Raw genomic sequence first — 12,666 nt, forward strand, 5'->3', positions numbered from 1 at the left:
CCTGCATAAGTTACTGCGGCGGATCAGTTCAGCGGTGAAGATGTTCCGTCTTTGTGCCACTCAAATACGCCGAATTCGAACCCTTTCAGGTCGCCGTTTGGTGTCCAGCTCAGTTCGCCCATCACCGTTTCAACCGGTTTTGCTTTCAGGTCAGCCGCGAGATCAGCCGGCTCCATACTGCCGCTGCGGGTCATTGCCGTAGTCAGGGATTGCAGTGCCGCGTAGGTTGTCCAGATAAACGGCCCTGATGCATCCAGTTTTTTCGCACTCAGTGCGTCAACAACCGGTTTGTTCGCAGGAACCTGGTCATAGCGTTTCGGCAGTGTCACCAGCATGCCCTCTGAGGCATCTCCTGCAATATTAGAAAGTGAGGAGTTCCCCACGCCTTCCGGCCCCATAAAGCGGATATTCAGCCCGTTCTGTTTTGCCTGACGTAAAATCTGCCCCATTTCCGGGTAATAGCCGCCGAAATAGACGAAATCGACATTCTCTTTCTTCAGGCGGGCAACCAGCGCGGAGAAATCTTTATCCCCTGCGGTCACACCTTCAAACAGTACCTCTTTCACACCGGCTTTGTTCAGGCTCTCTTTAACTGAACGCGCCAGCCCTTCGCCGTACTGCTGCTTATCATGTACAACGGCAATGCGCTGAGGTTTGATGTTATTCATAATGTATTTCGCGGCAGTCGGTCCCTGGTCGGAATCCAGCCCTGTGGTGCGCATGATCAGAGAGTAACCACGAGTGGTTAAGTCCGCATTGGTTGCCGCAGGGGTGATCATCAGGATCCCTTCATCTTCATAAATATCGGATGCCGGCTGAGTGGAAGAGGAGCAGAGGTGCCCGATAACATAGCGCATGCCGTCATTAATGACTTTATTGGCAACCGCAACGGCCTGTTTCGGATCGCAGGCATCATCATATTCTTTGATAACCAGCTTATTACCATTGATGCCGCCTTTGGCATTAATATCCTCAACGGCCTGGCGCGCACCGGTAAATTCCATGTCGCCGTATTGCGCAACCGGACCGGACATTGCCCCCACAACCGCAACATTAATATCTTCTGCATATACCGTTGCACTCAGTGCGCAAGAGACTGCCCCGGCAATGATTGCTGTTTTCATTTTTTTATTCATCGGAAATATCCCCGTCGGTTATCTGCTGAGTGACCGCAAAATCAGTAAATTACGCGCATTACATAAATTAATGCTTTATTTTCATGTTATTAATCAGGCTTTTTATTCTGAAAAGCAAATCATACAGGGAGATAATTGCATCATATGAAGAATAATATCCGGTCAAAACCGAGTGTTTTTCCGGCAAACAACAGTGTTATAAACTGGTTAATGATTCGTTACGGACTACTTAATGCGGAAATTCATCGGTAAAAAAATAATTTTCCCTCACTATTCCGATAGCTTTGTGTGACATTTGTTATTAGATTCAAACGAGAAGTACCCTTATTCATTCAAACTGCAGGTTCGTTGGCGGCATGAAGCCAGCCGGGTCACATACTTATGTATGCTCCCCGGCGGTCGGAGCTTGCCGCCTGCCTGCATCTTGAATGACGTTGGGTAGATATTATTTTTTATAAAATTTAATTAATTACTTTATTTTATCCGGTTTGGGGTTTTCCTTTAAAATTGTACTGATGAAATGGTCCGCCACATGAATAAGATGATGAGCATGATCGCGCTCCTTTTTTCGATCCCGCTGAGCAGTAATGCCGCCACACCGGTTCAGTGTGATGAAACCGCACGCACGATTAATCAACAAAATACCTTTATTGTTACCGGTACCGCGTATCACGGTCCGGTTAAATCAATCAGTACCACCTCTTACCGCTCCATGGGGCTTATCCTCTGGGTGAAAGAAAAAATTCAGTTTGATTCCTGTGCAGCCCTCACACAATATGATTATGAATACCGTGAAATGGCGATGGAAGAAGGACAGGTGCCCATTACCCAAAGCACACATGTTGCTCCGGGATTTCCGGATCAGGTCATGCTCACTATCAACAGCAGCACCCCGGAAGATACTCAGCTGAACACGCTTATCCGACAGGACTACGGGCGGGATACAGACCAGCGGATAACCCACCTGACAGAATCGTATGAAATTAAACCGGAAGGTGATACCTGGCAGACAGAAACCCGGTATCGTTATCACGAAAACCGTCTGGCATCTGAAAAAGAGACTGAAGGGGATGAAACGCGGATCACTATCTACCGCTATAGCGATGACGGCCTGCTGACAGAGAAAGATCAGCCGAATGTAATGACGCAGGAATATGCCTACAACGATCAGAAGCAGGTCATCAATATTACCCAGAAATTGCCGACATTCTGGGGCAAGAGCGCCTACTCTTATACCTGTTTTAAATGGGATCAGTACGGAAACTGTGAATTACAAACCATGATTAAAGCAATTCAGTTACAGGATTCTGCCGCTATTCAGAGCAGCGGGATCACACTGGAATCCCGCTACGAATATTATTGACTCTCTATTTTATACCCGATGTCATTCAAGAAGCCGCCAACGAACCTGCAGTTTGAATGAATAAGAGTATATACCCTAAATAATTCGGGATGCCTGTAGGCGACAAGCGAAGACCGCCGGGGAGCATACATCAGTATGTAACCCGGCGGGCTGAGTGCGGTCAACACCCGGGCATCCTGAAGTATGACGGGGATATTTTCATTGCCAGGACGGCAGCCACATTACGGGCGGTCACCTCAACATTCTGAGCCGCCTGCGCCAGTGCATCTTCCTGAGAACTGATACCACGGACAACAGAGAAAACCGCGTCAATACCGTGGTCATGCACTACCGCATAATCATCACTCATACCACCGACCAGTGCGATAACCGGTATACCGCAGGCTTTCGCCACCCGCGCAACACCCACCGGGGTTTTCCCGTGGATGGTCTGGCTGTCCATGCGCCCTTCACCGGTGATAACCAAATCTGCGCCCTGTACCACACTGTGCAGATCCAATGTTTCGATAACCATCTCTATGCCGGGCTGCATTTTAGCATCCAGCCACGCCATCAGCGGAACACCCATGCCACCTGCCGCACCGGCTCCCGCGACATCAATCACTGATTTTCCGGTCAGAGATTCAATGATTTCACCATAATGGTGCAGTGCAGCGTCCAGTTCGGTGACAACATCAGGTGTTGCCCCTTTCTGCGGTCCGAAAGTGGCAGATGCGCCCTTTGGTCCGCACAGCGGATTATTGACATCACAGGCAACGACAAATTCAGTCAGCGACAGGCGCGGATCAAGTGCCCGCATATCCACTGACGCCAGAGATGCCAGCGCACTGCCGCCAAATGATAAAGAATAGCCCTGAGTATCACGCAATACCGCACCCAGCGCCTGCATCATGCCTGCACCGCCGTCATTCGTGGCACTGCCGCCTATCCCGAGGATGATTTTTTCAGCGCCGTCATCCAGCGCCGCCAGAATCAGTTCCCCGGTGCCGAATGTTGTGGTGATACGCGGATCACGCTGTGCCGCCGGCACCAGATGTAAACCGGATGCCGCCGCCATTTCAATAACAGCAGTTTTACCGTCACCGGACAACCCGTAAAACGCAGTAACTTTGTTGCCCAGCGGGGCGGTAACTGTCACTTCTTTCAGAATTCCCTGTGTCGCCTCAATCATTGAGACAACCGTTCCTTCCCCGCCATCCGCCATCGGCAATTTGATGTACTGCGCATCCGGGAAAATAATTTTAAAACCAGCTTCCACTGCATCTGCGACCTGCATGGCGGTCAGGCTCTCTTTAAAAGAATCCGGTGCAATCACTATTTTCATACTTACTCCTTTAACCGCCAAATCCGAAGACACCGAAAATCAGTGTGGAAACAATCGCTATCACCAGCCCGACCAAAGTTTCGTATGGCAGCAGCTTCAGACGCTCATGCACCTGCATATTCACACAACCGCCCGTGGCATGGAAGAAACTGCCGTGCGGCATCTGATCAAGTACCACGGCACCGGCGTGAACCATTGCCGCACCAGCCAGTGCTGTCACACCAAGGTCAAGCAGTGTGGAGCTGAATACCGCAGATGCCACCGCAGTACCAGCAGTTGTCGAGGCAGTCGCCATCGACATCAGTGCCCCGGAAATCGGTGCCAGCATATAGGCAGGTAACCCCGAGGCAGTCAGTCCGTTAATCAATACATCTTTTAACCCGGAGTTGGCGATAATACCAGCCAGTGTTCCGGTACCCAGCAGCATAATCGCAACCGGTGCCATACGGCTCAGACCTGAGGTGATAAAGTGGTTAGATTGACGGATGCGCCCCATAATCAGTGCCCCGGTTAATCCGCCCAGCGGCAGTGCGATCAGCGGATCAACACTGATCCCTGCAATCGGGCGCAGTGACAGCAGAAAAATCGCGACCAACGGCGCACTCATGGATGCCCAGAAACCCGGTAATTCACCGTGCTGCGTCACAATCAACTCTTCTTTTGTCACTTTAGAGCCACGGTGAACCAGCCGTTTCGCCAGGAAATACGCAACAATCAGCCCGAAAATCCCGGGGATAATCCCTGCCGCCATCAGTGAAGTGAGCGGCACATTAAAGTTATCCGCCGCCGCAATGGTGTTCGGGTTCGGTGACATCACGTTACCGGCTTTCCCGCCACCAATCATTGCCAGCAAAATCGCCATTTTGGAGAGATCAGCGCGGTGTGCTATCGCCAGCGCAATCGGTGAAACGGTAATCACCGCAACATCAATAAATACGCCGACAGCGGTCAGTAACAGCGTCGCGACGGCCAATGCCAGCAATGCCCGCTTTTCACCGACTTTGCGGACAATGGTTTCCGCAATGGTATTTGCCGCACCTGACTCAATCAGAACCCCCGCCAGAATACCGGCGGCAAGAATACGCAGCACAGCATTGGTTATACCCTGTGCGCCGGTCACCATCAGCGTCACTGTCTGTATCAGATCAGCCCCGCCAACCAGCCCTCCGGCCAGTGCGCCCGCCATCATCCCGTAAACCGGCGGTACCTTTTTAAGTATTAACCCTATTGCCACAACCAGCGCAACCATTGCGCCCAATGCTGAAACTGTCACCATGAGCAGTCCCCTCCGGTAATTATGATTATTTGAATAAAACGGAGTTTATTATGGCGCGACAGAGCAGGATTAGCTTGAGAGGTTCCGACAAAAAACAGGTAGCCGGAATAGCGTAAATTGTAGGATACTACAAAAGACTATTCGGTAAGTATCCCGAAATACAGTTGCATAATTGACTCTAATTTATTGATATTTAAGCCAGTAATCGATTCAACACGCTGGAGGCGATAGCGCAGAGTATTTGTATGTATATGCAGCATTTTTGTAGTTTGAGACAGATCACAATTCTGATCAAAATAGGTCTTCAGTGTGTGACATAACACCTTTCTGGTGTCTGCTGCCTTCAGTTGCTGCCATGCAGAGGTCAGTTCAGCGGCTTCCCAGCTGTCGCGGAATCCCTGCAATAATGCGGGCAGCTTAACCTCATCATAAAAAATTGTTTTCTGCTCATACGCCGGGGTCAGCCCTAGCTGTTGTACCGCGCAAGCACTCTGCCACGAACGGTGCAATCCGTTGTTTCCATGGAAAAAACCACCGACATACATCAGCAATTCAGGCGAGGAGGGTAGCTGTCGCCGTAATGCCTGTAACTGTTTGCGCAACGGTGAAACCAGCTGGAAATTCTCATCACATGTGACAGGTTTAAGGACGACAAGGGAGTTGATGCCACGAATACTGACCAGAAGATCCATTTTCAGATTATCAATGTACCCGACTAACTGATGAAATTGTTCATGATCCGGCGCCGGCAGAGAGAGGATCAGCGCAACCCGGGGTTTGTCAGGGGAGATCCCGAGATAAGCGGCGATAGATTTAACGGATTGCGGCTGTTTCTCAGGGCTTATCAGTTGACTGACAAGTTCATCACGATAACGCCTGTCCCACTGTGATTTTTCAAGTAAATCGACCTGCTCAAGCACAAGTTCGGCGGCCATGCGCACCAGTTCGGCATAGTTGCGCACTTCATCCGGTTTTCCGGAGATCCCGACCACGCCGACCATGCTGTCGCGGAAAATCACCGGCAGGTTAATCCCCGGTTTTACCCCTTTCAGCGTCGCTGCCGTTGCTTCATCAATCTCAACAATCCGGTTTTCCATCAGTGCCAGTACCGCACCTTCATGGCGCTGATTGACCCGCTGCGGATCACCGGAGGCAATAATCACACCCTGCGCATTCATTACATTCACAGAATAACTGAGGATTTGCATGGTCCGCTGAACAATCAGCCGCGCGGTTCGCTGGTCAAGCCGGGCCGGGGTCATATCAGGATTTCACGTGTGTCAGTTTTGCGGCAGCAATAGCAGATTCAATGGCTTTTCTTGCCAGCGGACTGTTGCGCCAGCAGGTGGAGCCGGTCAGTGCGGCACCGGCACTAAGCAGTGAGGGCGCATCTGCGGTGGCAAGCTGAGTCAGTGTTGAAAAACCCATCTGTTCCAGGCGCTCAATCACTTTGGCACCAACACCTTTTACTGCTAATAAAACGGCTTTGTCTTCCGGGGAAAATGGCATATTGCCTCCGTAAATGACTATACCCTTATTCATTCAAACTGCAGGTTCGTTGGCTGCACTCAGCCCGCCGTGTCACATACTAATGTATGCTCCCCGGCAGTCTGAGCTTGCCGCCTTCCTGAAATCTGAATGACGTTGGGTATATGAAAAAATCATACGGCTACCATAACAAATTGCGGGAAAAATGGGAGCGGAGAAAGAGAAAAAGAGATTAAAGGGAATAATTCAGAGCAGGGAGGATGATAACGGGCAAAGCAATGAAAAGCAGGCGCGCCATGAATGGCGCGCCTGCGCTTACAGGCAGGTATTCACAGCGACTTTTCATTTTGCCCGTTATCAGCATACCGGACACAAGACACAATCAGTCTTCAATCGCCAGGCGTAGTTTTTTCATGGCATTTTTTTCAAGCTGGCGAACACGCTCAGCAGAAACACCATATTTATCAGCGAGTTCCTGCAATGTCGTTTTGCTGTCATCATCCAGCCAGCGGGCGCGGATAATATCACGGCTGCGCTCATCCAGGGTATCAATCGCCATGGTGAGTTTATCTGTAGCGTGGTTATCCCAGTTATCTTCTTCGATTTCATCTGCAAAATCAGAGGATTTATCCTCCAGAAACAGCGCCGGAGCCACAACCGGATGATCGCCGTCGTCGTCATCGGACATGTCAAATGCCATATCCTGTGCCGCCATACGGGATTCCATTTCCAGCACGTCTTTGCTGGTAACTCCCAGTTCCTGGGCAACCATTTCGACTTCTTCCTGGTTAAACCAACCCAGACGTTTTTTAGATTTTCGCAGATTAAAGAATAACTTACGCTGTGCTTTCGTTGTGGCAATTTTTACAATACGCCAGTTACGCAGCACATATTCATGGATTTCCGCTTTGATCCAGTGAACCGCAAATGACACCAGACGCACGCCCATTTCCGGATTGAAGCGGCGCACCGCTTTCATCAGCCCGATATTTCCTTCCTGGATAAGATCCGCCTGAGGCAGACCATACCCGGAGTAACTGCGGGCAACATGGATGACAAACCGCAAGTGAGACATGATGAGTTTTTTCGCAGCTTCAAGGTCGCCATCATAATAGAGGCGTTCAGCCAGCTCTTTCTCTTCCTCTGCCGTCAGCATCGGATACTGGTTTGCTCCACGGACGTAAGCTTCAATGCTTCCCTGCGGAACCAATACTAAGGATTGGGTATCTTTAGTCATTCAGTCCTCGATATGAATAAAAAATGACGTCGGCAGACGATAATAACAAATAGTGTACAACATGAGACGCAGTTACGCCTACCACTTAGTGTCTGCTACCTGAAGTACGGACATCGGCGGAGAGAAAAGCATCCCGCCGGTCTGCCGGCTGTTACTGCGGCATAAAGTGGCGTAAATGACGAACCGTTGCCAGCCAGGCGGCAATCCAGCCGATCATACCGGAAACCAGCACAATCAGCAGCGCTTCATCCCAATCCAGCCCGGTTAATGTGAATGTTGTACCAAAAATTGCCGCGACACCCGTGACAACCGCCGCCAACTTCCATACCAGCAGTGACGATAATAACAGTGATAATATTGCCCCCGATGCACCCAGCAGCATACCGCCGTTCAGGAACGGACGCAGAATAAAGCCGTCTGTTGCTCCGATAAGCTTCATGACATTGATGGTTTCTCTGCGGCTGAAAATATTGAGCCGGACACTGTTACCTATTACCAGGAACAGCGCGATAATCATCAGAACGCCAATAATTGAGGCGATTTGCCCGACAAGCCCGGTCAGTGCCGCCAGGCGGGCAAACCAGCTGTCATCCATACGGACTTCATCAATTCCTGATAACGCGCTGACGCGATCACGCAGTGTCACCAGCGTGTCACTGCTCTGCATATCAATTTTCGGCGTCACAATAGCAACAGCCGGTAACGGATTCTCTTCCAGCATATCCAGCGCGGTACTGAAGCCGGACCAGGCACGGAATTCTGTTATCGCCTGATCGCGGGAGAGATAATTAACATTATCCACACCGTCGAGGGCTTTCAGTTCATCCACCAGCTTTTGTCCGCCCTGTTCATCCAGACCTTTATCCAGATAAACAGTCAGTTGCGGTGTCGGATACCATTGCTCCGCCGCATGACTGACATTTTTCCACACGATGTAAAAAACACTCGGCAGTGTCAGGGAAATCGCAATGACCATGACGGTCAGTAACGTGGAGAACGGCTGGCGCAACATATCGCCGAGCGTATTTACCCACGCATGACGCCACTGCTCCCGCCATCCGCCTTTCAGCGCTTTGGATTTGGACGGTATTTTTTTTACGGGTTTACGCGGTTGCTTAGCCATGAAGATCTCCCGTCATACGCCCCTGACTCAGAGTGAGAACACGGTAATCCCGGCGCTCAATCAGCATAATGTCATGTGTTGCCATCAGAACTGTTACACCCGCCCGGTTAAATTCTTCAAACAGACGCAGGATACCTTCGGATAACTCACTGTCGAGGTTCCCGGTCGGTTCATCCGCCAGCAGTACTCTCGGTTTATTCACCACCGCACGGGCAACACCCACGCGCTGCTGCTCCCCGCCGGAGAGCTGAACCGGAAAGTTACGAGCTTTATCGAGCAGCCCGACTTTATCCAGTGCGGCACTGACACGGCGGCGGATATCTTCCTGACTCGCGCCGGCAATGATAAGCGGCATCGCCACATTGTCATACACAGTGCGATCCATCAGCAGATGGTGATCCTGAAAGATCATACCGATTTGGCGGCGCAGAAACGGCACTTCGCGGTTTGTCAGACGGCTGATATTATGTCCGTCAAATGAAATAGCCCCGTCGCTAGGGCGCTCAATTCCGCAAATCAGTTTCAGCAGGGTACTTTTCCCTGCACCGGAATGACCGGTCAGAAACACCATCTCAGCAGGGCGAATATGAAAATCCACCCCCTGGAGTGCCTGCCGGCCGCCTAAATAGGCTTTACTGACGTGTTCAAAGCGGATCATGGATGATTAGTCCTCCCGGGCAAAAAGTGCCTCAATAAAATCATCGGCTTTGAAAGGACGCAGGTCATCAATACCTTCACCAACCCCGATATACCGGATAGGAATACCGAATTGATCCGCAATGGCAAAGATAACCCCGCCTTTCGCCGTGCCGTCAAGTTTGGTCAGAGTCAGCCCGGTCAGCCCCACGGCCTCATTAAAGAGACGCGCCTGACTGACAGCGTTCTGCCCGGTGCTGGCATCTAATGTCAGCATAATTTCATGCGGGGCATCCTCATCGAGTTTTTTCATCACCCGCACGATTTTCTTGAGTTCTTCCATCAGGTGCGCTTTATTTTGTAAACGCCCTGCGGTATCTGCGATCAGAACATCAACGCCTTTCGCTTTTGCTGACTGGATGGCGTCGAAAATCACAGAGGCCGGATCAGCCCCGGTATGCTGTCCGACAACAGAAATATTGTTGCGTTCACCCCAGACCTGTAGCTGCTCAACCGCAGCCGCGCGGAAAGTGTCTCCGGCGGCAAGCATCACGGATTTACCCTGCGCCTGATACTGACGGGCCATTTTACCGATAGTGGTTGTTTTCCCGACGCCATTCACGCCGACCATCAGGATCACATACGGCTTTTTATCTTCAATAACCAGTGGTTTATCTACTGTTGCCAGAATATCGCCCATCTCTTCACGCAGCTTGGTGAATAACGCTTCTGCGTCTTTAAGATCACGACGGCTGGCGTGCTGTGTCAGGCTGGTAATAATTTTACGGGTGGTTTCTACCCCGACATCCGCAATAAGTAGCTGTTCTTCCAGCTCTTCGAACAGATCGTCATCAATTTTTTTACCACGGAAAATACTGAAGAAACCTGAGCCGATATTTTCACGGGTGCGCACCAGACTGCGTTTCAGACGGGCAAAAAAGCCCTCTTTAGCTGGCTTTTCCTGAGTATCCGCCAGTGCAGGAGATTCGCTTTCAATCAGTTGTGCATCTTCGGCATCTGCCTGCGCCTGTGCAAGGCGCAGTGCTTCTTCTTCCTCCGCCAGACGTTGTTCTTCTGCCAAACGTTCCTGTTCAGCAATTTCAGCATCATGGCGGGCTTGTTCTTCTGCTAAACGCTGTTGTTCAGCAGCCTGCTCCTGTGCCAGTCGCGCGTCTTGTGCGATGCGCTGCTGTTTGGCATCCTCTGCATCACGCAGAGCCTGCTCTCTGACCAGCCGTTGTTCCTCTTCTGCACGCTGCTGTTCTGCGGCCTGTTCTTGTGCAAGACGCTTTTCTTCCGCTATGCGCTGCTGTTTGGCTGCCTGCGCATCACGCAGTGCCTGCTCTTCGATCAGACGTTGCGCGTCTTCTGCGCGCTGTTGCTCTGCCGCCTGCTCTTGTGCAAGACGCTGTTCTTCTGCCAGACGCTGCTGTTTGAGAACCTGCGCATCACGCAGTGCCTGCTCTTTCGCCTGACGTTGTGCTTCTTCTTCACGCTGCAGCGCTGCTGCCTGCTCTTGTGCAAGACGCTGTTCTTCTGCCAGGCGCTGCTGTTTGAGCGCCTGCGCATCACGCAGCGCCTGCTCTTTCGCCTGACGTTGTTGTTCTTCTGCACGCTGCTGTTCTGCCGCCTGCTCTTGCGCAAGACGTTTTTCTTCTGCTAAACGCTGCTGTTCGCTGACTTCTGCGTTACGACGCACCTGCTCTTGCGCAAAGCGCTGTTGTTCAGCAGCCTGAGCATCACTGCGGGCTTGTTCTTCGGCTAAACGCGCCTGTTCAGCAATTTCAGCATCACAGCGGAGCTGTTCTTCTGCTAAGCGCGCCTGCTCTGCAATTTGCGCATCACGGCGGGTCTGTTCTTGCGTTAAACGTGTCAGTTCAGCAATTTGTGCATCGCGGTGTGCCAGTTCTTCGGTTAAACGTGCCTGCTCTGCAATTTGCACATCACGCTGAGCCTGTTCTTCCGCTAATCGTGCCTGCTCTGCAATTTGCACATCACGCTGAGCCTGTTCTTCCGCTAATCGTGCCTGCTCTGCAATTCCGGCATCACGCTGAGCCTGTTCCTGCGCATCCTGAGATTGATTTCCGTCATCTTTACGACCAAAACCCAACCAGGAGAAAAAACCTTTTTTCTTATCTTTTGCCACAGCCACTATACCCCTTGCACACTGTTACCCGTCACCTCCGGCGCCTGCGCGTTCCGGAAAATGTTGAGCAGATATGGCGTAATTATCATCATTAATTGTGAATTAGACGCAGTCTATCATTTCACAGGATGGTTGCGCATCGGCTTTCCGTGATTTCAGGTTAAATTTAAACGAATTTTTACAAAACATGCGTATAATATGTCACTGTTTTTCCCGTCAGATATATCCTTATTCATTAAAACTACAGGTTCGCTGGCTGCGGGAAGCCTGCCTGCATCCTGAATGACATTGGGTATATACTCGTCATACTTCAGATTAATAAGTTGCGAAAGTTATGGTAAAAAAAGCACATAGCGCGCCTCAGGGGCAAATCCGCATTATTGCCGGTCTGTGGCGCGGACGAAAACTGCCTGTTCTGACACACGACGGCCTGCGCCCGACAACCGATCGCGTGCGCGAAACCCTGTTTAACTGGCTGATGCCGGTGATAAATGGTGCGCGTTGCCTTGATGCGTTCGCGGGCAGCGGTGCGCTCGGGTTTGAAGCCCTTTCCCGCCATGCTGCTGCCGTGACATTTATTGAACTGAACCGCGCCGTTGCCACTCAAATCAGCGCTAACGCCCGTTTACTGACCTGCGATCACGCAACGGTGGTAAACCAGAGTGCGCCACAGTTTCTGGCACAACCGGGAACGCCGTTTGATGTGGTGTTTCTCGACCCGCCGTTTCGCAAAGGGTTATTACAGGAAACGGTTGATTTGCTGGAACAAAATGGCTGGCTGAGTGCCAATGCTATGATTTATGCTGAAGCGGAAGCCGAATCAGATCCGCTGGTTGTCCCGGCTAACTGGCTGTGTCACCGGGAGAAAGTGGCCGGTCAGGTCGCGTATCGTCTTTACCTGCGGCAGGCAACTGCTGAGCAGGCTAATTAACAGGAG

General features: G+C 51.1%; 11 protein-coding genes. 2 read left to right on the forward strand and 9 right to left on the reverse strand.

The features are described from left to right. Window positions 1-23: 23 nt before the first annotated feature. A complete protein-coding gene (locus ACMHKJ_RS11725) occupies window positions 24-1,136 on the reverse strand; it encodes a branched-chain amino acid ABC transporter substrate-binding protein (protein WP_413494122.1) in 1,113 nt (370 codons plus the stop codon). 532 nt (window positions 1,137-1,668) lie between these two features. Between ACMHKJ_RS11725 and ACMHKJ_RS11730 the strand changes: the two genes are divergently transcribed. Then, entirely contained in the window at window positions 1,669-2,499 is an 831-nt protein-coding gene (locus tag ACMHKJ_RS11730) for a hypothetical protein (protein WP_413494124.1), read from the forward strand. A gap of 160 nt (window positions 2,500-2,659) precedes the next feature. Here ACMHKJ_RS11730 and ACMHKJ_RS11735 read toward each other — a convergent pair whose 3' ends face one another. From ACMHKJ_RS11735 to ftsY, 8 genes are all read right to left on the reverse strand, one after another. Then, window positions 2,660-3,823, reverse strand: coding sequence for a glycerate kinase (locus ACMHKJ_RS11735; protein ID WP_413494126.1), 1,164 nt, complete (start codon window positions 3,821-3,823; stop codon window positions 2,660-2,662). Between the two features lie 10 nt (window positions 3,824-3,833). Next, window positions 3,834-5,099: a GntP family permease gene (locus tag ACMHKJ_RS11740; protein ID WP_413494128.1), complete on the reverse strand. Its 1,266-nt coding sequence runs from the start codon at window positions 5,097-5,099 to the stop codon at window positions 3,834-3,836. Between the two features lie 137 nt (window positions 5,100-5,236). Next, complete coding sequence (locus tag ACMHKJ_RS11745; protein WP_413494130.1) at window positions 5,237-6,361, reverse strand: sugar diacid recognition domain-containing protein; 1,125 nt, start codon at window positions 6,359-6,361, stop codon at window positions 5,237-5,239. Window position 6,362: 1 nt separating this feature from the next. Further along, the gene (locus ACMHKJ_RS11750; protein WP_413494132.1) at window positions 6,363-6,608 is read right to left on the reverse strand and encodes a helix-hairpin-helix domain-containing protein; all 246 of its coding nucleotides are present in this window, start codon (window positions 6,606-6,608) and stop codon (window positions 6,363-6,365) included. Window positions 6,609-6,969: 361 nt separating this feature from the next. Beyond that, window positions 6,970-7,824 carry an RNA polymerase sigma factor RpoH gene (gene rpoH, locus ACMHKJ_RS11755; protein WP_067366770.1) on the reverse strand — a complete coding sequence of 285 codons (855 nt, stop codon included), beginning with the start codon at window positions 7,822-7,824 and terminating at the stop codon, window positions 6,970-6,972. A gap of 151 nt (window positions 7,825-7,975) precedes the next feature. Next, complete coding sequence (gene ftsX, locus ACMHKJ_RS11760) at window positions 7,976-8,947, reverse strand: permease-like cell division protein FtsX (protein ID WP_413494133.1); 972 nt, start codon at window positions 8,945-8,947, stop codon at window positions 7,976-7,978. Beyond that, window positions 8,940-9,605, reverse strand: a complete 666-nt coding sequence (ftsE, locus tag ACMHKJ_RS11765; protein WP_067366764.1) for a cell division ATP-binding protein FtsE — start codon at window positions 9,603-9,605, stop codon at window positions 8,940-8,942. The genes ftsX and ftsE overlap by 8 nt, the downstream gene beginning before the upstream one ends. Window positions 9,606-9,611: 6 nt before the next feature. Further along, window positions 9,612-11,729: a signal recognition particle-docking protein FtsY gene (gene ftsY / locus ACMHKJ_RS11770; RefSeq protein WP_413494232.1), complete on the reverse strand. Its 2,118-nt coding sequence runs from the start codon at window positions 11,727-11,729 to the stop codon at window positions 9,612-9,614. 334 nt (window positions 11,730-12,063) lie between these two features. Here ftsY and rsmD point away from each other — a divergent pair, with 334 nt between their 5' ends. After that, on the forward strand, window positions 12,064-12,660 hold the full coding sequence (rsmD, locus tag ACMHKJ_RS11775; RefSeq protein WP_413494136.1) for a 16S rRNA (guanine(966)-N(2))-methyltransferase: 597 nt from the start codon (window positions 12,064-12,066) through the stop codon (window positions 12,658-12,660). Window positions 12,661-12,666 lie beyond the last annotated feature (6 nt).

This window comes from Morganella psychrotolerans (assembly GCF_965118875.1).
Lineage (GTDB): Bacteria > Pseudomonadota > Gammaproteobacteria > Enterobacterales > Enterobacteriaceae > Morganella > Morganella psychrotolerans_C.